Here is a 20,373-nt window from a genome sequence, read left to right on the forward strand (position 1 = left end):
CTTGCCGCGCTCGCTGCCGCCCGAACCATTCAATTCAAGGAAGCTCCACGCATGAATCACTGGACGTTAAGCGACGATCCTCAAGCGGCGCGGGAGGCCGACAAGTACGACAAGCCGGTCCCCAGCCGCGAATACCTGCTTGCCCGACTCGAGGAGTACGGCAAGCCGATCACCGACGAAAGCATGAGCCGCATGCTGGGCCTCGAGGACGACAACCAGCAGGAGGCGGTGCGCCGGCGGCTGGCCGCCATGGAGCGCGACGGTCAGATCCTGCGCAATCGTCGCGGCGCCTATGCGCTGATCGACAAGCTCGACCTGATCAAGGGCAAGGTGCTCGGCCACCGCGACGGCATCGGTTTCTTGCTCCGCGACGACGGCAAGAAGCCCGATCTGGTGATCCCCCCGCGCCAGATGCGCCGGGTCTTCCATGGCGATCATGTGCTGGTGCGGGTCAGCGGTCGCGACCGCCGCGGCCGTGACGAGGCCACCATCGTCGAGGTGCTGGCGCGCAACACCCAGACGCTGGTCGGCGTCTATCGCGCGCGCTCCAATGAATTCGGCGTGCTGATCCCCGAGAACACCCGCATCGCCCAGGAGGTGATCGTCCCCAACAGCGCCACCGGCGGCGCCCAGGACGGCCAGGTGGTGTCGGTACGCATCACCCAGCAGCCCGAAACGCGCGTCCAGCCGGTCGGCGAAGTCGTCGAGGTGCTCGGCGAACGCATGGACCCGGGGATGGAGATCGATATCGCCATCCGCAGCTACGAGATCCCGTCCGAGTTCCCGCCCGACGTCCAGGACGAGATCGCCAGCATGTCCGCCGAGGTCGCCGAGGCCGACAAGCAGCACCGCATCGATCTGCGCGACGTGCCGCTGGTCACCATCGACGACGAGTCCGCCAAGGATTTCGACGATGCGGTGTGCGCCTGGAAGACCAAGTCGGGCAGCTGGAAGCTGCTGGTGGCGATCGCCGATGTCTCGCATTACGTGCGTCCCGGCAGCGCGCTTGACCAGGAGGCGATCTCGCGGGGCAACTCGGTGTATTTTCCCGGGCAGGTGGTGCCGATGCTGCCCGAACTGCTGTCCAACGGCCTGTGCTCGCTGAACCCCGACGTCGATCGGCTGGCGCTGGTCTGCGAGATGAACATCTCGCAGAGCGGGGCGATCAGTCGCTATCGCTTCTACGAAGGGGTGTTCCGCTCTCATGCGCGGCTGACCTACAACAAGGTCGCGGCGATCCTCGATGGCGACGATGCCGAGGCCGATACGCTGCGCGAGCAGTACAGCGCGCTGGTGCCGTCGCTGAACAACCTGCATACGCTCTACATGCTGCTGCGCGAGGCGCGGGTCGAGCGCGGCGCGATCGATTTCGAGACCACCGAGACAGCGATCCTGTTCAACGACGAGCGCAAGATCGAGGCGATCGTGCCGCGTTCGCGCAACGACGCCCACAAGATCATCGAGGAGTGCATGCTGGCCGCCAACGTCGCCACGGCGCGCTTTCTCGACAAGCACGACCTGCCGGCGCTGTATCGCATCCACGAGAAGCCCTCGCCGGAGCGTCTCGACAAGCTGCGGTTGTTTCTCAACGAACTGGGGCTGTCGCTGGGCGGCGGCGACGACCCCAGCCCCCAGGACTATCGCGATCTGGCCGAGGCGATCAAGGGCCGTCCCGATGCCGACGTCATCCAGACGGTGATGCTGCGCTCGATGAGTCGCGCGGTGTATTCGCCGCAGAATGACGGTCACTTCGGTCTGGCCTACCCGGCCTACGCGCATTTCACCTCGCCGATCCGACGCTACCCGGACCTGTTGGTGCACCGCGCCATCCGCTCGGTGATCCGTGGTCCGCGCCAGACCAACACCGTGCTGCGCGCCGAAGGCGCGCCGGTCGAGCCGCCGAGCAAGTGGGCGCCGTACACCTTCGAGCAGATGCTCGAGCTCGGCGAGCACTGCTCGATGACCGAGCGGCGTGCCGACGACGCCACCCGCGACGTCACCGACTGGCTCAAGTGCGAGTTCATGTCCGACAAGATCGGCGAGGTATTCGACGGCACCATCGCCTCGGTGACCCAGTTCGGCATCTTCGTGCGCCTCGACGCGGTGTATGTCGAGGGGCTGGTGCATGTCACCTCGCTGCCCTCTGATTACTATCACTACGAGGCGGAAAAGCATCGCCTCAAGGGCGAGCGCAGCGGCATGGCCTACCGGCTCGGCGATGGCGTCACCGTGCAGGTGGCACGGGTCGATCTCGACGAGCGCAAGATCGATTTCGAGCTGGTCGACGACAAGCCGCGCCGCCAGCGCCCGCCGCGCAAGCCCGGGGCGGACTCCGCAGCCGGCCAGAGCGACAAGCCCGCCCGCAAGAAATCGCGGCGGCGCAAGCCGCGCCCCGGCAAGCAGGAGCGCGGCGGCGGCTCCGGCGGCAATGACGGCAAGCCCTCCGGGGAGCGTTCATGAGTCGCAGTGGTGGGCCACGCAACAAGCCCGCTCGCTCGCGTCACGCGCAGCAAAGTCACGCGCAGCAAAGTCACGCGCAGCAAAAAGGCGCTGGGCGTGGCGGCGGCGCCCTGCCCACGCCCCCCGCGGGGCTGGACAGCGTATTCGGCGTGCACGCCGTGGCCGCGTTGATCGAGCGCGGCGAGGCGCCCCGCGAACTGTGGTTCCAGGCCGGCGCCGCCGAACAGCGCTTGACCGATCTGCTCGCCGCCGCCCGGCAACTCGGGACGCGCCTGGTCGAGCAGCCGCGCGAAGTGCTCGACGGCCTCGCCCAGGGTGGCAGCCATCAGGGCGTGATCGCCTTCTGCCCGCCACTGGCGGCGCACAGCGAAGAGGAGTTGTGGCACCGCCTGGGCGGCTGGCCCCACGCCGAACCGCCCCTGCTGTTGATTCTCGACGGCGTCACCGACGTGCACAACTTCGGCGCCTGCCTGCGCAGCGCCGACGCCGCCGGTGCGCATGGCATCGTCGTCGCCAAGGACAAGGCCGCGCCGCTCAACGCCACGGTACGCAAGGTCGCCTGCGGGGCCGCCGAGGCCGTGCCGGTGTATCGCGTCACCAACCTGGCGCGCGCCATGGCGAAGCTCAAGGAGTCGGGGGTGTGGATCACCGGCACCGCCGGCGAGGCCGAATCCAGCCTCTACGACATCGACCTGACCGGGCCCTGCGCGCTGGTCATGGGCGCCGAAGGCAAGGGTCTGCGGCGGCTGACCCGCGAAGCCTGCGACGGCCTGGTCACGCTGCCCATGGCGGGCAGTGTATCGAGCCTCAACGTCTCGGTGGCCACCGGCATCTGCCTTTACGAAGCGATCCGCCAGCGCCGGCGGGCATCGACCAGGGCCGTCGCCGATGAACTAATGAGGGCGCCGGGGACAAGCTGAAGTGGAGGTCCGGCGCCATGGATGGCGTCGGTAGCGTACAGGGAGGTATTTACAGCGCCTCCACGCAAGCTGTCGACGGGTCAGCCCCGCGTGTAAACGCGATTTGCGATAGCCTTGGGGCATCGGCCGGCTGCAGCCGGTGGCAGTTGCATGCGGCGTGTACCATCACTACAATAACGCGGTTCTTGAAACACCCTCACCCGTTTAATCACTGACTCCTTGCTTCCTCATGGCCAGCAGCAGCGTCTGCCGCCACTGGGAAGCTGTCAAACCGTAAGGAGATACCATGCGTCATTACGAAATCGTGTTCATGGTCCATCCGGACCAGAGCGAGCAGGTTCCGGCCATGGTCGAGCGCTACACCAGCCTCGTCACCGAGAATGGCGGTACCGTGCATCGTCTCGAGGATTGGGGCCGCCGTCACCTGGCCTACCCGATCAACAAGATCCACAAGGCTCACTACGTGCTGATGAATATCGAATGCCGCGGCGAGACGCTCGACGAGATCGAGAACGTCTTCCGCTTCAACGATGCCATCATCCGTAGCCTGGTTGTGCGCTGCAAGGAAGCCGTCACGGAAGCCTCGCCGATGATGAAGTCGGCCGAGGACAAGGGTCGACGTCGCGAAGAGAAATCCGACAGGCCCCGTGCCGAGCGTTCCGAAACCGCCGAAGAAGCCAACTGATTCGCCCATCCAGGAGGAGTTGATCCATGGCACGCTTTTTCCGTCGCCGCAAGTTTTGCCGCTTCACTGCCGAAGGCGTGAAGTACATCGATTACAAAGATATCGATACCCTCAAGGCTTACATCACCGAGACCGGCAAGATCGTCCCCAGCCGTATCACCGGCACGCGGGCACGCTATCAGCGCCAGCTGTCCACGGCGATCAAGCGCGCGCGCTACCTGGCGCTGCTGCCGTACACCGACAGCCACCAGTAAGCGATAGCAAGTGATGTTGCCCCTGGCCCGCTGGGTAATGCGTGGCACGCCGCACGCCGCCGGTGCCGCGGTGCTTGCCGCACTGGTGCCTTGGCTGTTCTGGTTCAGCGCCGCCGTTGCCGCGCTGGTGACGCTGCGCCGCGGCCTGGCGCCGGCTCTGCCGGTGATCGTCGCCGCCGCGCTGCCCACCGGTTGGTGGTGGGTGCAGGGCGACACCATTCCGTTGGCCAGCCTGTTGCTGGTGACGCTGATGGCCGTCGTGCTGCGTGCGCGGATGCGCTGGAGCGAGGCGCTGATCGCCGGCACGCTGGTGGCCGCCGCGCTGGTTCAGTTCGGGGTCTTCCTGCCGCCGGGCGGGGCCGGCCCGTTGCTCGAGCAGTTGCGTCAGAGCTCGACCGAGATTGGCGGTATGCTCGACCAGTTGAGCGCACAGGGCGTGGCCACCGAGCAGCTTGCGATCCTGCTGATCGGCGGCATTACCGGGTTGATCGTGACGCTGGCCGCGATAGCCTGTCTGGCGCTGGCGCGCAGCTGGCAGGCGGGGTTGTACAACCCCGGCGGCTTTCGCGCCGAGTTCCACGCCCTGCGGCTGCAGGGCCGCGAGCTGGCACTGCTGATCGCCTTGACGGTGATCGGTGCATTGCTCGCGGTGCCGGCGTTGCCGATGCTCGGCTGGGTACCGCTGCTGGTCAGCGGCGTGGCGCTGGTGCACGGCCTGGTGGGTCTCAAGGGGATGAACGGGTTATGGCTGGTGGCGTTCTACGTATTGCTGCTGACCACCTGGCCCATGATTCTGATTGTGCTGCTGTTGGGTTGTCTGGATACGTTCGCGGATTTCCGCGCGCGCCTGGCCCGCAGCCAATGACAAGAGGTTAACGAGATGGAAGTCATTCTGCTCGACAATATCGGTAAGCTGGGTGCTCTGGGTGACAAGGTCACCGTCAAGCCCGGCTACGGTCGCAACTACCTGGTGCCCTACGGCCTGGCCGTGCCGGCTACCAAGGACAACGTCGAAGCCTTCGAAGCGCAGCGTGCGGAACTGGAAGCCCAGGCCGTCGAGCGCAAGCAGGAAGCCGAAGCGCGTGCCGAACAGCTCAACGACATCGAACTGTCGCTGGTCGCCAAGGCCGGCGACGAAGGCAAGCTGTTCGGTTCGATCGGTCCGCGCGACCTGGCCGATGCCCTGGCCCAGGCCGGCATCGATGTCGCCAAGAGCGAAGTGCGCATGCCCGAAGGGCCGCTGCGTGCCACCGGCGAGTACGACATCCAGCTGCATCTGCATGCGGAAGTCGACGCCACCGTGCGTATCGTGATCGTCGCCGAGTAACACGCGGCCCAAGGTCGCTCGCCGGACCTTGTAATCGAGCGCGGCAGCTTCGGCTGCCGCGCTTTTATTTTATCGGCATCCTGCAAGCGATCCCGGGCATGTCAGGTCCTGCGATTGCTAGGTAGAATGGCCTCGCGGGCGTTGACCCGCCGCGCTCCCTTTACTGCTGGAAGCCTCGTCCATGAGTGACGCCCTGGAACTCGATCAGGAAACCGCCGCCCTCAAGGTGCCGCCGCATTCGCTGGAAGCCGAGCAGTCGGTGCTCGGCGGGCTGATGCTCGACAATTCGGCCTGGGACACCGTGTCCGAGCTGCTGGTCGCCGACGATTTCTACCGCTACGAACACCGCCTGGTGTTCAATGCCATGATCCCGCTTGCCGAGGGCGGTCACCCGCTCGACGTGGTGACGCTCTCCGAAGCGCTGGAGTCCCGCGATCAGCTCGATACCGTGGGCGGCCTGGGCTATCTCGCCGACCTGGCGCGCAACACCCCGTCGGCCAGCAACATCCGCGCCTATGCCAACATCGTTCGCGAGCGGGCCACCCTGCGTAAGCTGATCCAGGCCGCCAATCAGATCGCCGAAAGCTCGTTCGCGCCGCAGGGCCGGCCATCCGACGAGCTGGTCAACGAAGCCGAGCGACTGGTTTTCCAGATCAGCGAATCGCGGCCCAAGATGGGCGGCCCGATCGGCATGAGCGAACTGCTCTCCAAGGCGGTCGATCGCATCGACGAGCTGTTCAACATGCAGGGCCGGATGACCGGATTATCGTCGGGCTTTCGCGATCTTGACGACATGACCTCGGGCTTTCAGCCATCGGATCTGGTAATCGTGGCCGGGCGCCCGTCGATGGGCAAGACCACCTTCGCGATGAACATCGTCGAACATGCGGTGATCTCCAGCGACAAGCCGGTGATGGTGTTTTCGATGGAGATGCCCGCCGAATCGCTGATGTTGCGCATGTTGTCGTCGCTGGGGCGTATCGACCAGACCCGCGTGCGCACTGGCCAGCTCGAGGACGAGGACTGGCCGCGGCTGACCTCGGCGGTCAACCTGCTCAAGGACAAGAAGCTGTTCATCGACGATACCGCGGCGCTGTCGCCCAACGAGATGCGCTCGCGGATCCGGCGCGTGGTTCGCGAGCACGGCAACCTGGGCATGATCATGATCGACTATCTGCAGTTGATGCAGATCCCCGGGTTTTCCGAGAACCGGACCGGCGAGATCTCGGAGATCTCGCGCTCGCTCAAGGGGCTGGCCAAGGAGTTCGACTGTCCGGTGGTGGCGTTGTCGCAGCTCAACCGCTCGCTGGAGCAGCGCCCCAACAAGCGTCCGGTGATGTCGGACCTGCGTGAATCGGGGGCCATCGAGCAGGACGCCGACGTGATCACCTTCGTCTACCGCGATGAGGTCTACAATCAGGACAATCCCGACAACAAGGGGTTGGCCGAGGTGATCATCGGCAAGCAGCGTAACGGGCCGATCGGCACCGTGCATCTGGCCTTCATCGGCAAGTACACGCGCTTCGAGGATCTGGCGCCCGATAGCTACGGCCAGCACTTTGGCGAATGATGCCGGCCAGCACGGTTGAGCCGCGCGTCGCGAGTCGTATAATGCCGGCCCCGTGGCAGTGGGCGGTCAGGCAGTAACGGTTTCCATCCAATAGAGTCGACAAGGAGATACGCATGGCGGGCGGATTTCGTCGCGGCAACCGCAATCGGACCCCGAAACTTGAAGCGCGTGGAACGCTCGAGAGCGTATCGCGCGAAGGGCCGTTCAAGGAGTGGTTGGGCATGCCGGACCTCTACCGCTACGCGCTGGTGGTCGATGGCGTGACCTACAGCTACCAGACCGAGGACGCCGAATTGCCGGTCGGCGAGGGCGATTGCGTGGTATTCCGCTACAAGGAAACCAAGGCCGGCAACTGGGTGGACCGCAATTCGCTGGGGATCGCCATCGACCCCGCGACCTTTCAGCGCGACTGAGCGGTGGCCCGGTGGGGCGACGCTTCGGCACTGGTTCGCGTTGCCGGCCCCGGGCTGATCAGGCGACCCTCGTGACTGGCGTCCTCAGTGGCGCTGAATTGCCCTTTCGATCGACGGTCTGACCGATCGATCAACTCATCTTTCCTCTTTCCGGCCAGGCGCTCGATAGCTCTTCGCAACGCGACAGGACGCCTCAGGTGAAACGCCGCTGTCATCTGTGCCGGGTAGCGTGGCAGGACGCCAACGCCCGTGCGTGCATTACTATAAAAGGAGGGAGCCATGGACCTTCATGTGCTCAAGCAGTACGTCCACAATCATGCCAATTTCGAAGTGCGCGTCATCAGCCACGCCGGCAGCCGTTGTTATCAGGTTGAAATCGAGGACATCGAAGGTGATCGGCACCTGCTGACTCAACGCGGCAAGCCGATGATGTTCCGTGCCCTGGACGACATCTACCTGGAGCTCAAGCGGGCGGGGATTCACCGCGCCTATCTGGTGCATTACGTCGCCCACGACGAGATGATCGGGCGTCAAGCGCACTATCAGGAGCCGCTGGCGTCACGCATGCCGTTGGTCTTTTAGATGGAGCGCCAATTACCGGCCTGGTCTCAGCGCAGCGGGGGCAGCCAACGCCCCAGCGCAAAGCGATGCCGGGCCACTGCCAGGTAGAGCCGGTCGAGCAATGGCCTGATTCCCGGCAGGTGAGATAGCCAGACCAACCGTCGATAGCCGAGCAGCGCGAGCATCGCACGTACCGCGTCCATCCCCGCGAACCATTTCCCCGCGCCATCCTGGGCAAACATTCGGCCCAGCAATTCCTCGCAGTCACGTTCCCAGGCGCTCGCGGAAAAGTCCCTGGCGCGTATGTCCACGCAGCGCACACGCTGACGATGGGGATGCCGCTGGATCCAGGCGACCTGACGCTGACAGATCGGACAATCGCCGTCATAGAGCAGCATCAGTGGCGCGCGGACATGCGCTGGCGAATGGCGTAGCGTCATCGTTGGTCGGTCCCAATTCATGCAGTGGATACACTTTCCTTACTTGGCAGCATAGCCTCATCAGTGACAATGGCGGGCATAGCGCTGTCTCCAACTGATGTTTGTACAAGCCTTTACAAATACCGCCGATAGCTTGAGTTAATTCCCGTGGCGGCCGGCGGGATTGATACACTCACGGGATCGCAAAGCAAGGAGACCCATCATGCCCAATGCCCGTTTCGGTGTATTACTGGCCAATCTCGGCACTCCGGCTGCACCGACCTCCGAGGCGGTGCGGCGCTACCTGGGAGAGTTCCTGTGGGATGAACGGGTAATCGACGTCTCGCGGCCGCTATGGTGGCTGATCTTGCACGGGGTGATCCTGCGCATCCGGCCGCGCAAGGTCGCCAAGGGCTACGCGGCGATCTGGGGCGAGGACGGTTCGCCGTTGCTGGCGATCGGCCGGCGCCAGCAACGTGCCCTGGCCGAGCGTCTCGCCGAGCAGTTCGGCGAGACGCTTCCGGTCGAGCTGGCCATGACCTACGGCCAGCCGAGCATGGAGACGGCCGGCAAGGCGCTGCGCGATGCCGGGGCGGAGCGCATCCTGGTGCTGCCGCTGTACCCGCAGTTTTCGCGCTCGACGACCGCGGCCGTGTTCGACCGGCTGGCGCGCGCGCTCAAGCCCTGTCCGCATCTGCCCGAGTTGCGCTTCGTCCGCGATTATCACGACCATCCGGCGTACATCGGCGCATTGGCGGCGAGCGTGCGCGAGCACTGGCGCAGGCACGATGGCGAGCGCGGGCGGCTGATGATGTCCTATCACGGCATCCCCAAACGCTATGCCGAGGCCGGCGATCCCTACCCGCAGCACTGCCAGGCCACCAGCCGCTTGCTGGCCGCCGAGCTGGGGCTCGGCGAGGACGAGTGGCTGATGAGCTATCAATCGCGCTTCGGTCGCGAGGAGTGGCTCAAACCGTATACCGACATGACGCTCAAGGCCTGGGGCCAGGAGGGCGTCGAGCATGTCGATATCATCAGCCCGGCGTTTTCTGCGGACTGCCTGGAAACGCTCGAGGAGCTCGAGGTGGAAAACCGCGACAACTTCGCCGCGGCCGGCGGCAAGACCTATCGCTACATCGCGGCGCTCAACGATCGTCGCGATCACATCGACCTGCTGGCGCAACTCGTCGAGCAGCATAGCCGCGGCTGGTAATTCGCCGCGTTGCGCGGTCTTCAAGGCTGGCGACTTGCGCGCTCGCCCTCGTCGTCTTCGCCTTGTTCCTTGAGCTCGGGAATATCGTCCCGGGTGGGCTCGAAGCGGGGGAGCTTCTGATGCAGGGCGCTCTTGGCCAGCAGATGCGCCGACACCGGGGCGGTAATGAACAGAAAAACGGTGATCAGCAATTCCTGATAGCTCAGGCCTTCCTTGACCAGACTGAAATAGCCCATCGAAGCGATCAGCACGCAGCCCACGCCCAGCGTGGTGGTCTTGGTCGGGCCGTGCAGGCGCATGTAGAAATCGCGCAGGTGGGTCAGGCCCAGCGCGCCGATAAACGCAAAGACCCCGCCGGCCACCATGAAGAAGGCGATCACGCCTTCCATCGCGGTATGGAAACCGATCATCTCGCTGCCCTCCTTATTCGATGATGTCGCCGCGTAGCAGGTACTTGCAAACCGCCACGGTGCTGATGAAGCCGAGCATGGCGATCAGCAAGGCCGCCTCGAAATAGATCTTGTCGTTGAGCCAGATGCCGAACAGCACGATCAGCGCGATGGAGTTCACGTACAGGGTGTCCAGCGCCAGGATACGGTCGGGCAGGTCAGGGCCGATCGCCGCGCGATACAGCGTCAGCAGCGTCGCTGCGGTGAACAGCGCCAGGCTGATCCAGAGTGCGATGTCTAGCATTCGAAGATCTCCTTGAGCGGGCGCTCGTAGCGATGGTGGATCCTGTCGATGGTGGCTTGCACATCCTCGGCATTGAGTGCGTGGACCACCAACGTGCGCCGGTCGAGACGCAGGTGGGCCGAGACCGTCCCCGGGGTCAGGGTGATCGTGCTGGCGAGGATGGTGATCGTGAAGGCCTCCTCGAGTTCCAGCGGATACTCGATGAACACCGGGCTCATGCGGCTGCGCGGGTTGAGAATCAGCTTGGAGACCTCGTAGTTGGCGACGATGATGTCGCCGAGCACGCGCAGCACGTAGCGCAGCAACAGCCACGGCCGCTTGACGGTTGGCTGGCTCTCCCAGAAGGGCCGGGTAATCAGCGGAATGACCAGCGCCAGGAAACCGCCGAGCAGCAGCTGACCGACCGACACGCTCTGTTGCAGCATCAGCCACATGGCGAGCAACAGTACCGAGAGCAGCGGCATCGGCAACCAGGGTCGTACCGGAATCATGGCTCGTCTCCTGTGGCATCGCTGGGCGCTTCACGTTCGATGATCGAGCGAATGTACGCCTCCTGATCGGCGAGCTGATCGGCCGTGGCGCTGGTGAAGTCGGTCAGCGGTCCGGCGAAGATCACCAGCAGGGGCGAGGCGCCGAGCAGCAGCAGAAGGCCCGCCGTACGCATCGCCCCGACGCGGCGCTGGCCGCGTTCGCTGTCCTTGTCGCGCTCATGCTCCTTGTCGCGTTCGCCGCTCTCGTGGCGCTCGCGGCGGCGCTCGCCTCCCGAGGTCCGCCAGAACAGCGTCGAGCCGGTGCGCGACAGGGCGACGATCGCCGCCAGACTGCTGATCAGCAGGACCGGCCACAGCCATACCAGTTGGCTGGCCGTGGCGGCCTTCAGGACCAGCGCCTTGCCGACCGCGCCGGAAAAGGGCGGAATCCCGGCCACCGTCAGCGCGCCGATGAAGAACAGCGTGCCCAGCAATGCGGTTTGATTGACGGCCCGGCCGCGGACGATGCGTGCGCCGGCCTTGCCGCGCTGATGGGCGATGATGTCGACCAGCAGGAACAGCCCGCCGGTCACCAGCGTGGTATGCACCATGTAATAGAGCAGCGCGGCGTTGGCATCGATGCTGTTCATGCCGATTCCGGCGAGCAGAGTGCCCACCGAGATGATGATCAGATAGGCGACCTGGGTACGCAGATCCCGTGACGAGAGCACGCCCACCCCGCCCAGCGCCAGGGTCGCCAGTGACAGCCACCAGACCCAGGGCTGGGCCAGGTAGGCCAGCGCCCCGGCCTGGGCGCCGAAGATCAGCGTGAAGACGCGCAGGATGGCGTAGATGCCGACCTTGGTGAGAATCGCGAACAGCGCAGCGACCGGGGCCGCGGCCGCGGCATAGGCGCGCGGCAACCAGAAGTACAGCGGCAGGATTGCCGACTTCAGGCCGAATACCACCAGCAACAGCATGGCGCCGGCCTTGGCAAGCACCAGACGGCTGCTGTCGAGCCCTGGCACTTTCGCCGCCATGTCGGCCATGTTGAGCGTGCCGATGGTGCCGTAGAGCACCCCCAGGCCGATCAGGAACAGCGCAGAGCCGGCCAGGTTGAGCACCACGTAATGGAATCCCGAGTGAATGCGCGCCTTGCCGCCGCCGTGCATCAGCAGCGAATAGGAGGCGATCAGCAGCACCTCGAAGAACACGAACAGATTGAACAGGTCACCGGTCAGGAAGGCACCGTTGATGCCCATCAGTTGCAACTGGAACAGCCCATGAAAATTCGAGCCTTGCTCGTCGTTGCCTGCGCTGGCATAAAGCAGGCTGCCGAGTGCGAGTAAGGCGGTCAGCGTGACCATCAGTGCCGACAGCCGGTCGGCGACCAGGATGATGCCGAACGGTGGCTGCCAGTCGCCCAGCGCATAATAGCGAATCGTGCCGTCGGCGCTCTGGACCAGCAGCAGCGCGCACACCGCCAGCAGCAGTGCCGTGGCGACCAGGCTGACGACACGCCGCGGCGTCGCTGGTCCTTCACGGTTGAGCAGCAGCCCCAGCCCGGCGACCAGCGGCAGAAGAATGGGCAGCGCGATCAGGTGATCCATCAACTGCTCTCCTCCCGCGGCTCGTCGAGGCGATTGCCGTTGACGTGGTCGCTGCCCAGATCACTCCGGGCACGTATCGCCAGGATCACCGAGAAGGCGGTCATGGCGAAGCCGATGACGATCGCCGTGAGCACCAGGGCCTGGGGCAGCGGGTCGGCGTAGTCGCCGCCCTGGCCTTTGATCAAGGCCGCGCCGCCGGTGGTCAGCCCGCCCATCGAGAACAGGAACAGGTTGACGGCATAGGAGAGCAGCGTCAGGCCCACCACCACCGGGAAGGTCCGGCCGCGCAGCGCCAGGAACAGCCCGCAGGCGGCGAGCACGCCGGTAGTCATCGAGAACAGCGCTTCCATCAGGCCTTCTCCTTGTCTTTTTGCTTGCTGGGGCGGTGCGTGGTGGTCAGCTTGCCGAGGTTGGCGAGAATCATCAGCGTGGCGCCGACCACGGTGAGATACACCCCCAGGTCGAACAGTGTCGTGGTGACCAGCTTGATCTTGCCGATCAACGGCAGGTAGAACGTGCCGATCGCCGACGTCAAGAAGGGATAGCCTAACGCCAGGCTGCCCAGGCCGGTCAGCGTCGCCAGGCCGACCCCGGCGACGGCGATCGGCTGGTACTGAAACGACATGCGCCGCTGACACCAGTCGACGCCATGGGCGATGTACAGGAGGATCAACGCCACCGCCGTGACCAGGCCGGCGATGAAACCGCCGCCCGGTGCGTTGTGACCGCGCAGAAAGATGAATGCCGACACCAGCAGGGCCAGCGGCAGGATGGTCTGCGACACGCTGATCAGAATCAGCGGATGACGGTCGCGGGACCATGGCCGGCCCTCGGCGTCACTCGATGGCATGAATAGTCGCAGCCGGTTGAGCAGCTTGTAGATGCCCACCGCGGCGATGCACAGCACGGTGATCTCGCCGAGGGTATCGAAGCCGCGGAAGTCGACCAGAATCACGTTGACCACGTTATACCCGCCGCCACCCGGCACGCTGTTGGCGATGAAGAACTGCGAGATCGATTCCAGCGGCCGGGTCAGCACCGCAAAGTTGAGGCTGGCGACGGTCCCGCCGAACGCCGTGGCCAGCAATACGTCGCGCAGGATCCGCGCAGCGCCGGACTCCTTGGGGGTTCGCTGGGGCAGGAAGAACAGCGCCAGCATCAGCAGGATCATGGTCACCACCTCCACCGCCAGCTGAGTCAGCGCCACATCGGGTGCCGAGAAGCGGGCGAAGGCCAGTGAGGTCATCAGCCCGACGATCGACAGCATCAGCAGCGAGATCAGCCGCCGCCGGTGCAGGATCGCCGTGGCCAGGCCGGCGAATATCGCCATGCCGGCGCCGACGATGACCACCCCGTCGAGCGGTTGCAGCGGTAGCGGGCCGCGCAGCTCGGTGGCGTCGAGCAGGGTGCCGCCGACCAGGCCCAGGATGGTGATCACCAGCCACAGCATGTAGCGCTGCAGCGAGCCGTTTTCCAACGTGTCGATCACGCGCTGGGTGGTGTGTACCAGGCTCTGGACCGAGGCCTCGAACAGCAGTCGTGCGTCGCGGGCACGAAACTGGCGCTGAAAGGCGAATAGATACTTGCGCTGCCAGTACAGCGCGGCGCCGCCGATCAGCGCGATGGCACTCATCAGCAGCGGTAGGCTGAAACCTTGCCAGACCACCAGATGCAGTTCGGGCGTGTCGCCGACCAGCGCGGCGTTGCCCGCCGCGGTGAGCAGCGCCGTGGTGGTCAACGCCGGCAGGGTGCCGATCAGCAGGCTCAGCGCGGCAAGCAGCAGCCCCGGAGCGATCATCAGCCTGGGCGGTGCATGGGGTGTCTTGGGCAACTCGGGCATGGGCCCCTGAAAGAATACGTTGTTGACCAGGCGTATCGTGTAGGCCACCGACAACAGGCTGCCCAGCGTCGCCAGTACCGGAATCAACCATGACAGCCCGCCCAGCAGTTGAGTGTCGAGGGACTCCTTGAGCAGCATCTCCTTGGGCAGAAAGCCGCTGAAGTAGGGTACCCCGGCCAGCGACGCCCCGGCGACGACCGCCACTACCGCGACCAGCGGCATCGTCCGCCACAGTCCCTGAAGCTTGCGGATATCGCGGGTTCCGGTTTCGTGATCGACGATCCCGGCGGTCATGAACAGCGCCGCCTTGAAGAGAGCATGACTGAGAATCTGAAAGAGCGCGGCGACCGTCGCTATCTGATTGTTGAGTCCCAGCAGCAGGGTGATCAGCCCCAGCTGACTGATTGTCGAGTTGGCCAGCACGCCCTTGAGATCGTACTTGAGCAGCGCAAAATAGCCCCCGTAGAGCATCGTCGCCAGGCCGGTCAGGCCGACCAGGTAGAGCCACTCGGGGCTGCCGGCCAGCGCCGGGTGCATGCGTGCCAGCAGGAACACGCCGGCTTTGACCATGGTCGCCGAATGCAGGAATGCCGACACCGGCGTCGGCGCAGCCATTGCGTGAGGCAGCCAGAACTGGAAGGGAAACTGGGCCGACTTGGTGAATGCGCCGAGCAGTACCAGCAGCAATGCCGGCAGATAGCGCGGGTCGGCCTGAATCATGTCGCGGCTGTCGAGCACCACCTGCAGGTCGTAGCTGCCGACGATGCGGCCCAGCAGCAGCAAACCGGCGAGCAGCGCCAAGCCTCCGGCCCCGGTCACGGTGAGCGCCATGCGGGCGCCCTTGCGGGCCTCGCTCTGGTGATACCAGTAGCCGATCAGCAGGAACGACGACAGACTGGTGAGTTCCCAGAAGAACCACAGCAGCAACAGATTGTCGGCCATGACGATGCCCAGCATCGCCGCCATGAACAGCAGCAGGAAGGCGTAAAAGCGCGGTGCGTTGTCGCTGGCCAGCAGATAGTAACGGGCGTAGACGATGATCAGCAGGCCGATCCCCAGGATCAGCAGCACGAACAGCAAAGAAAGGCCGTCCAGGCGCAGGGCGAGGCTCAGGTCCAGCGCCGGAATCCAGCGGTAGGCCTGACGGAACACCTCGCCATCGAGTACCGCGCCGGCATAATAGAGCGCGACCGCCAGTGCTATGAGCACTGGCGCGGCTGCCACGGCGGCGCAGGCGCCACGGCGCTCGTTGGAACTCATGATGGGCAGCAGGCCGCCCACCAGTGGCAGCAGCACAATCAATAACAGCGGCATGAACGACTCGCTCTCGTCGTTGGCGTTCTGGCGGATCCGGCGCGCGGCGCGCGGTTGCGATAGGTCACAGTTCAGCCGTTGCGGAAACGACCATCAAGCGAAATCGAAAGGCGGGTCGGTAAGAAACGGGCGGCGTACGGCTCGGGGCGCCAGCATCCAGGCAGGAGTGCGGTCGACCGGACGCGCGGTGGTCAGAGTATCGGCACCGGTATGGCGAGGCGCGCGTGGGGTTGCGCGCGGGGGGTGGCCCGTCATGGTGTCTTCCTCCCTTCGTGGCTTCCCGGCATCCAAGAGCATTGGTCTTCGAAGTAAGCTAGTTTGCTGTTTTTATTGAGATAAAATGCCGGTTGGCTGGCGCCTTCGCGGCGTCAGTCTTCGACTCTACCACGCCCCCCGACGCCAATCTAGCGTAACCGGCGTGGCCGCGCCCCGCGAAAATCGCCGGGGCCAGCGCTAGTCGCGCAGCCTCACCTGCGAGAAGATAGGCGCGCGCGTCCTGTACCGTCCTCCGTTCATTTGCCTGGCAAGGAAGTTTCATGATTCGTCGCCTCCCGGTTCCATTGCTGCTGACACTGCTGATGCCCCTGGCCGGCTGCCAGGTCAGCGCCAGTACCACCGACATAGTCGGCCGCGATGCCACTCTCGCCCCCGAGGCCAGCCAGACCACGGCGGCGAGCGCCGCCGAGCAAACCGATACCGCCGCGCCCGCGGTACGTCAGGACTTCGTCGCCTGGGTCGCCGACTTCCGTCGTCAGGCCCTGACCGAGGGCATCAACGCGGTGACGCTGGCGGCGGCGTTCGATGACGTCCGCTACCTGCCGCGTGTCATCGAGCTCGACCGCGCCCAGCCGGAATTCACCCGCCAGGTCTGGGACTATCTCGATACCGCGATTTCCCCCGCCCGGATCCAGCAGGGCCGCGCGCAATTCGCCGAGTATCGCGCGCCGATCCAGGCCGCCAGTCGGCGCTACGGCGTGCCGGCCGAGATCCTGGTGGCGATCTGGGGCATCGAGAGCAACTACGGCAGCAACTTCGGCAGCTTCTCGACCATCGACGCGCTGGCCACGCTGGGTTACGACGGTCGCCGCCCCGACTTCGCCCGCAGCGAGTTGCTCGCGGCGTTGCGCATCCTGCAGCGCGGCGACATCGACCGCGAGCACATGCGCGGCTCCTGGGCCGGGGCCATGGGCCACACTCAGTTTCTGCCGTCGAGCTTCGAGAAATATGCCCGCGACGCCGACGGCGACGGCCGACGCGACATCTGGGGCAGCATCGCCGACGTCATGGCATCGACCGCCAGTTACCTGACCGACGCCGGCTGGCGAAAGGGCGAGCCGTGGGGCGCGGAGGTCCGCCTGCCCGATAACTTCGACTACGCCCAGACCGAACTGGACGTGCGCCGCTCGAGCCAGGCATGGCTGGCGCAGGGGGTGCGTGGCGTGCGCGGCACGCAGTTGCCAGCGCTTGATCAAGCCTCGATCATCGCCCCGGCCGGCGCCCGCGGGCCAGCCTTCCTGGTGGGGCACAACTTCCGGACGATCATGCGCTACAACGCCTCGACCAGTTATGCGCTGGCGGTCGCGCTGCTCTCCGAGCGGCTGGCCGGCGAACCGGGGCTGGTCGGCGACTGGCCGCGCCAGCAGCCGGCGCTGTCGCGCAGCCAGGTCAAGCGTCTTCAGCAGTTGCTCAACGCGCGCGGCTTCGAGGTCGGCTCTGCGGATGGGGTGATCGGACCGAATACCCGGCGCGGGCTGCGTGAATACCAGCGCAGCCTGGGACAGACGCCGGACGGCTTCGCCACCGTAGGGATGCTCGAGCGACTCGAAGCCGACTGAGCGAGGCCGGATTAGCCGAGCCGTGCCAGCAGGGCGGTGACCGCGGTCTCGACGCGCAGGATGCGTTCGCCGAGATGGATGCCCTGGCAGCCCGCGGCGAGCAGGCACTCCACCTCGTAGGCAATGAAGCCGCCTTCGGGGCCGACCAGCAGCACGCTGGGCCGGTGGATGCCGCGCGGGCAGGCCTCGTCCATGCCAGGGTGGGCGAGCAGGCCCTGCTTGCCGGCCAGCAGCCCGGGCAGCCGGTCCTCGACGAACGGCTTGAAGCGGGGCTCGCAACTGAGCGTCGGCAGCACGGTGTCGCGGGCCTGCTCGAGGCCCAGCACCAGGTGGTCGTGGATCTTCGCCGGCGCCAGCTCGGGCGACTGCCAGTAGCTCTTCTCGACGCGCCGGGTGTGCAGCAGGGTGATCTGCTTGACCCCCAGCGCGGTGACGTGCTCCAGCGTTCGGGCCAGCATGCGTGGACGCGGCAGGGCCAGCACCAGGTGCACCGGCAGCGGCGGCGGCGGCGGCCGGTCGAGGACGAGCTCGCTGAACAGCGCCGCCTGCGTATCCAGCGTCGCCAGCCGCGCCGTGCCCCAGCGGCCATCGCGCACCCCCACCGTCAGGCGATCGCCAGGGGTGGCGCGATGCACTTCGCGCAGATGGCGCAGACGGCGCGGGTCGCTGACGCGCGCCAGGCCGCCGGTAGTCAGGTCGGCGGGGTCGAGCAGGATCAGGTTCATGAGCGCTCCGAAGACGCGGGCGGCCATGATAGCCGAGACCGCGGCGGCTGACAGGGGTTTGCAAGCCATGGTTTGCAAGCTATGGGTTGCAAGAAAAGGGGTGCGGTGCACAATGCATCGATGCCGATTAACGATGAGGAGCAGCGCCGTGCGCGTGATACGTAAGTATGCCAATCGCCGACTCTACGACACCCAGCAGAGTCGTTACGTGACGCTCGAAGATCTGCGGCGCCTGATTCTCGACGACGAGCCGTTCCGTGTCGAGGATGCCAAGAGCGGCGAGGACCTGACGCGGACCATCCTGCTGTCGATCATCATCGAGCAGGAACAGGCCGACGGTGACGCCGAGGTGTTCTCCAACGACCTGCTGACCCAGATGATCCGCATCTACGCCATGTCGCAGCCGCTGCCGCTGGCGCGTTACCTGGAGCAGGGCACCCAACTGATGCTCGAGCAGCAGAAGCACTTCAAGGATCAGTGGCAGCAGGCCATGCGCCACACGCCGATGGAGTTGATGCGCGAGATGGCCGAAGAGAACATGCGCTTCTGGCAGCAGACGATGAACCGCACGCAGCACACGCGCGACGACGAGGACAAGGACGACTGAGCCCGTCGCGGCCGGGCAGCGCGCCACGCTTTCTGACATAATGCCGCGGATCGATTCCCCACTCGCGAGCAAGGTTAGTCAATGAAGGTTCTGATCATCGGCGGCGGTGGCCGCGAGCACGCGCTGGCCTGGAAAGCCGCTCAGTCGCCCTACGTGGATTGCGTCTATGTCGCCCCCGGCAACGCCGGCACGGCGCGCGAATCCAAGCTGACCAACGTGGCGATCGCCGCCGACGACCTGGCCGAGCTCGAAGCCTTCGCCCGCGCGCAGGCCATCGGGCTGACCATCGTCGGTCCCGAGGCGCCGCTGGTCGCCGGGGTGGTCGATCGCTTCCGCACCGCCGGCCTGACAATCTTCGGGCCGACCCAGGCGGCGGCCCAGCTCGAGGGCTCCAAGGCGTTCACCAAGGACTTCCTGGCCCGCCACGCGATCCCCAGCGCCGAGTACGCGACCTTCACCGCCGTCGAGCCGGCGCTGGCCTACCTGGCCGAGCGCGGCGCGCCGATCGTCATCAAGGCCGACGGACTGGCGGCCGGCAAGGGCGTGATCGTGGCCATGAGCGACGCCGAGGCCGAAGCGGCGATCCGCGACATGCTCGAGGTCAACGCCTTCGGCGACGCCGGCGCCCGGGTGGTGATCGAGGAGTTCCTTGACGGCGAGGAGGCCAGCTTCATCGTCATGGTCGACGGCGAACACGTCTTGCCGATGGCCACCAGCCAGGACCACAAGCGCGCCGGCGATGGCGATACCGGTCCCAACACCGGCGGCATGGGCGCCTACTCGCCGGCGCCGGTGGTCACCGAGACGGTCTACCGGCGGGTCATCGACGAGGTGATCCTGCCCACGGTGCGCGGCATGGCCGCCGAGGGCCATCCCTACTCAGGCTTTTTGTACGCCGGGTTGATGATCGATGCTCAGGGCGCGCCCAAGGTGATCGAATACAACTGTCGCTTCGGCGATCCCGAGACCCAGCCGATCCTGATGCGTCTCAAGAGCGATCTGGTCAAGCTGTGCCTGGCCGGTGCCGAGGGGCGGCTGGATGGCGAGACCTGCGAGTGGGACGCGCGCGCCGCAGTGGGTGTGGTGATGGCCGCCGGCGGCTATCCGGGCAGCTACCGCAAGGGCGATGCGATCGACGGGCTGGACGCCGCCGAGGCCGTCGGCTGCAAGGTCTTCCATGCCGGCACGGCGGAAGACGACCAAGGTCGGATCGTCACCAGCGGCGGGCGCGTGCTATGCGTAACCGCCCTGGGCGAGCGGGTCTCGCGGGCTCGCGATCGTGCCTACGATGGAGTCGCCGCGATCCACTGGGACGAAGCCCTCTATCGTCGCGACATCGCCTATCGGGCGGTGGCCCGGGAATCCTGACGCCTGGCGCGCGCGTCCACTGACAGGGAGTTGACCATGCAACGCCTCGAGCTCGAGTTTTTGCAAGCCCAGTGCCTGCATCGGTACGC

General features: G+C 65.7%; 21 protein-coding genes. 13 read left to right on the forward strand and 8 right to left on the reverse strand.

Annotation, left to right across the window (positions count from 1 at the left end; translation table 11 throughout):
- Positions 1 to 51: 51 nt before the first annotated feature.
- From rnr to K7I12_RS05905, 9 genes are all read left to right on the forward strand, one after another.
- Positions 52 to 2,460 carry a ribonuclease R gene (rnr, locus tag K7I12_RS05865; RefSeq protein ID WP_035575053.1) on the forward strand — a complete coding sequence of 803 codons (2,409 nt, stop codon included), beginning with the start codon at positions 52 to 54 and terminating at the stop codon, positions 2,458 to 2,460.
- Positions 2,457 to 3,380: a 23S rRNA (guanosine(2251)-2'-O)-methyltransferase RlmB gene (rlmB, locus tag K7I12_RS05870; protein WP_269438574.1), complete on the forward strand. Its 924-nt coding sequence runs from the start codon at positions 2,457 to 2,459 to the stop codon at positions 3,378 to 3,380. The genes rnr and rlmB overlap by 4 nt, the downstream gene beginning before the upstream one ends.
- Before the next feature lie 286 nt (positions 3,381 to 3,666).
- A complete protein-coding gene (gene rpsF / locus K7I12_RS05875) occupies positions 3,667 to 4,065 on the forward strand; it encodes a 30S ribosomal protein S6 (RefSeq protein WP_031382359.1) in 399 nt (132 codons plus the stop codon).
- 26 nt (positions 4,066 to 4,091) lie between these two features.
- Positions 4,092 to 4,319, forward strand: coding sequence for a 30S ribosomal protein S18 (gene rpsR, locus K7I12_RS05880; RefSeq protein ID WP_031382360.1), 228 nt, complete (start codon positions 4,092 to 4,094; stop codon positions 4,317 to 4,319).
- 13 nt (positions 4,320 to 4,332) lie between these two features.
- Complete coding sequence (locus K7I12_RS05885) at positions 4,333 to 5,184, forward strand: hypothetical protein (RefSeq protein ID WP_031382361.1); 852 nt, start codon at positions 4,333 to 4,335, stop codon at positions 5,182 to 5,184.
- A 15-nt stretch (positions 5,185 to 5,199) separates the two neighbouring features.
- Positions 5,200 to 5,646: a 50S ribosomal protein L9 gene (gene rplI / locus K7I12_RS05890; RefSeq protein ID WP_031382362.1), complete on the forward strand. Its 447-nt coding sequence runs from the start codon at positions 5,200 to 5,202 to the stop codon at positions 5,644 to 5,646.
- 181 nt (positions 5,647 to 5,827) lie between these two features.
- Positions 5,828 to 7,216 (forward strand): replicative DNA helicase, encoded by a 1,389-nt coding sequence (gene dnaB, locus K7I12_RS05895; protein ID WP_031382363.1) that lies wholly within the window; start codon positions 5,828 to 5,830, stop codon positions 7,214 to 7,216.
- A 113-nt stretch (positions 7,217 to 7,329) separates the two neighbouring features.
- On the forward strand, positions 7,330 to 7,629 hold the full coding sequence (locus tag K7I12_RS05900) for a hypothetical protein (protein WP_031382364.1): 300 nt from the start codon (positions 7,330 to 7,332) through the stop codon (positions 7,627 to 7,629).
- A gap of 279 nt (positions 7,630 to 7,908) precedes the next feature.
- Complete coding sequence (locus K7I12_RS05905) at positions 7,909 to 8,211, forward strand: DUF6482 family protein (RefSeq protein WP_031382365.1); 303 nt, start codon at positions 7,909 to 7,911, stop codon at positions 8,209 to 8,211.
- A 26-nt stretch (positions 8,212 to 8,237) separates the two neighbouring features.
- On the opposite strand, the gene K7I12_RS05910 is transcribed toward K7I12_RS05905, so the two are convergent.
- Positions 8,238 to 8,630, reverse strand: a complete 393-nt coding sequence (locus K7I12_RS05910) for a thiol-disulfide oxidoreductase DCC family protein (protein ID WP_031382366.1) — start codon at positions 8,628 to 8,630, stop codon at positions 8,238 to 8,240.
- Between the two features lie 202 nt (positions 8,631 to 8,832).
- Here K7I12_RS05910 and hemH point away from each other — a divergent pair, with 202 nt between their 5' ends.
- Positions 8,833 to 9,822, forward strand: a complete 990-nt coding sequence (hemH, locus tag K7I12_RS05915; RefSeq protein ID WP_031382367.1) for a ferrochelatase — start codon at positions 8,833 to 8,835, stop codon at positions 9,820 to 9,822.
- Positions 9,823 to 9,842: 20 nt separating this feature from the next.
- Here the strand turns inward: hemH and K7I12_RS05920 are convergent, their stop codons facing one another.
- Genes K7I12_RS05920 through K7I12_RS05945 form a run of 6 tightly spaced genes read right to left on the reverse strand, consistent with a single transcriptional unit; the run spans position 9,843 to position 15,749 of the window.
- A complete protein-coding gene (locus tag K7I12_RS05920; RefSeq protein ID WP_031382368.1) occupies positions 9,843 to 10,232 on the reverse strand; it encodes a Na+/H+ antiporter subunit G in 390 nt (129 codons plus the stop codon).
- A 13-nt stretch (positions 10,233 to 10,245) separates the two neighbouring features.
- Positions 10,246 to 10,515, reverse strand: a complete 270-nt coding sequence (locus tag K7I12_RS05925) for a K+/H+ antiporter subunit F (protein ID WP_031382369.1) — start codon at positions 10,513 to 10,515, stop codon at positions 10,246 to 10,248.
- The gene (locus K7I12_RS05930; protein ID WP_031382370.1) at positions 10,509 to 11,006 is read right to left on the reverse strand and encodes a Na+/H+ antiporter subunit E; all 498 of its coding nucleotides are present in this window, start codon (positions 11,004 to 11,006) and stop codon (positions 10,509 to 10,511) included. The genes K7I12_RS05925 and K7I12_RS05930 overlap by 7 nt, the downstream gene beginning before the upstream one ends.
- Positions 11,003 to 12,598: a monovalent cation/H+ antiporter subunit D gene (locus K7I12_RS05935; protein WP_031382371.1), complete on the reverse strand. Its 1,596-nt coding sequence runs from the start codon at positions 12,596 to 12,598 to the stop codon at positions 11,003 to 11,005. The genes K7I12_RS05930 and K7I12_RS05935 overlap by 4 nt, the downstream gene beginning before the upstream one ends.
- Positions 12,595 to 12,945: a Na+/H+ antiporter subunit C gene (locus tag K7I12_RS05940; protein WP_031382372.1), complete on the reverse strand. Its 351-nt coding sequence runs from the start codon at positions 12,943 to 12,945 to the stop codon at positions 12,595 to 12,597. Before K7I12_RS05940 ends, K7I12_RS05935 begins: the two co-directional genes overlap by 4 nt.
- Positions 12,945 to 15,749 (reverse strand): monovalent cation/H+ antiporter subunit A, encoded by a 2,805-nt coding sequence (locus tag K7I12_RS05945; protein WP_031382373.1) that lies wholly within the window; start codon positions 15,747 to 15,749, stop codon positions 12,945 to 12,947. Before K7I12_RS05945 ends, K7I12_RS05940 begins: the two co-directional genes overlap by 1 nt.
- Before the next feature lie 536 nt (positions 15,750 to 16,285).
- On the opposite strand from K7I12_RS05945, the gene K7I12_RS05950 reads away from it, so the two are divergent.
- A complete protein-coding gene (locus K7I12_RS05950; RefSeq protein WP_231663416.1) occupies positions 16,286 to 17,584 on the forward strand; it encodes a lytic murein transglycosylase in 1,299 nt (432 codons plus the stop codon).
- Positions 17,585 to 17,595: 11 nt separating this feature from the next.
- Here the strand turns inward: K7I12_RS05950 and K7I12_RS05955 are convergent, their stop codons facing one another.
- A complete protein-coding gene (locus K7I12_RS05955; protein WP_031382375.1) occupies positions 17,596 to 18,309 on the reverse strand; it encodes a 16S rRNA (uracil(1498)-N(3))-methyltransferase in 714 nt (237 codons plus the stop codon).
- A gap of 148 nt (positions 18,310 to 18,457) precedes the next feature.
- Here K7I12_RS05955 and phaR point away from each other — a divergent pair, with 148 nt between their 5' ends.
- Together phaR and purD are read left to right on the forward strand one after the other, a co-directional pair.
- Positions 18,458 to 18,916, forward strand: a complete 459-nt coding sequence (phaR, locus tag K7I12_RS05960) for a polyhydroxyalkanoate synthesis repressor PhaR (protein WP_031382376.1) — start codon at positions 18,458 to 18,460, stop codon at positions 18,914 to 18,916.
- 81 nt (positions 18,917 to 18,997) lie between these two features.
- The gene (gene purD, locus K7I12_RS05965) at positions 18,998 to 20,284 is read left to right on the forward strand and encodes a phosphoribosylamine--glycine ligase (RefSeq protein WP_031382377.1); all 1,287 of its coding nucleotides are present in this window, start codon (positions 18,998 to 19,000) and stop codon (positions 20,282 to 20,284) included.
- Positions 20,285 to 20,373: the final 89 nt, after the last annotated feature.

Origin of the sequence: Halomonas sp. IOP_31 (assembly GCF_021151495.1) — a bacterium.
GTDB lineage: Bacteria > Pseudomonadota > Gammaproteobacteria > Pseudomonadales > Halomonadaceae > Modicisalibacter > Modicisalibacter zincidurans.

Bases quoted from the DNA above. Each gene is read 5' to 3' on its own strand.
- K7I12_RS05900 (WP_031382364.1), top strand. From the start codon at position 7,330: ATGGCGGGCGGATTTCGTCGCGGCAACCGCAATCGGACCCCGAAACTT.
- hemH (WP_031382367.1), top strand. From the start codon at position 8,833: ATGCCCAATGCCCGTTTCGGTGTATTACTGGCCAATCTCGGCACTCCG.
- K7I12_RS05925 (WP_031382369.1), bottom strand. From the start codon at position 10,515: ATGCTAGACATCGCACTCTGGATCAGCCTGGCGCTGTTCACCGCAGCG.
- purD (WP_031382377.1), top strand. From the start codon at position 18,998: ATGAAGGTTCTGATCATCGGCGGCGGTGGCCGCGAGCACGCGCTGGCC.
- K7I12_RS05950 (WP_231663416.1), top strand. From the start codon at position 16,286: ATGATTCGTCGCCTCCCGGTTCCATTGCTGCTGACACTGCTGATGCCC.
- K7I12_RS05945 (WP_031382373.1), bottom strand. From the start codon at position 15,749: ATGCCGCTGTTATTGATTGTGCTGCTGCCACTGGTGGGCGGCCTGCTG.
- dnaB (WP_031382363.1), top strand. From the start codon at position 5,828: ATGAGTGACGCCCTGGAACTCGATCAGGAAACCGCCGCCCTCAAGGTG.
- rnr (WP_035575053.1), top strand. From the start codon at position 52: ATGAATCACTGGACGTTAAGCGACGATCCTCAAGCGGCGCGGGAGGCC.
- K7I12_RS05885 (WP_031382361.1), top strand. From the start codon at position 4,333: ATGTTGCCCCTGGCCCGCTGGGTAATGCGTGGCACGCCGCACGCCGCC.
- rlmB (WP_269438574.1), top strand. From the start codon at position 2,457: ATGAGTCGCAGTGGTGGGCCACGCAACAAGCCCGCTCGCTCGCGTCAC.
- K7I12_RS05920 (WP_031382368.1), bottom strand. From the start codon at position 10,232: ATGATCGGTTTCCATACCGCGATGGAAGGCGTGATCGCCTTCTTCATG.
- K7I12_RS05930 (WP_031382370.1), bottom strand. From the start codon at position 11,006: ATGATTCCGGTACGACCCTGGTTGCCGATGCCGCTGCTCTCGGTACTG.
- rpsF (WP_031382359.1), top strand. From the start codon at position 3,667: ATGCGTCATTACGAAATCGTGTTCATGGTCCATCCGGACCAGAGCGAG.
- K7I12_RS05905 (WP_031382365.1), top strand. From the start codon at position 7,909: ATGGACCTTCATGTGCTCAAGCAGTACGTCCACAATCATGCCAATTTC.
- K7I12_RS05955 (WP_031382375.1), bottom strand. From the start codon at position 18,309: ATGAACCTGATCCTGCTCGACCCCGCCGACCTGACTACCGGCGGCCTG.
- K7I12_RS05940 (WP_031382372.1), bottom strand. From the start codon at position 12,945: ATGGAAGCGCTGTTCTCGATGACTACCGGCGTGCTCGCCGCCTGCGGG.
- rplI (WP_031382362.1), top strand. From the start codon at position 5,200: ATGGAAGTCATTCTGCTCGACAATATCGGTAAGCTGGGTGCTCTGGGT.
- rpsR (WP_031382360.1), top strand. From the start codon at position 4,092: ATGGCACGCTTTTTCCGTCGCCGCAAGTTTTGCCGCTTCACTGCCGAA.
- K7I12_RS05910 (WP_031382366.1), bottom strand. From the start codon at position 8,630: ATGACGCTACGCCATTCGCCAGCGCATGTCCGCGCGCCACTGATGCTG.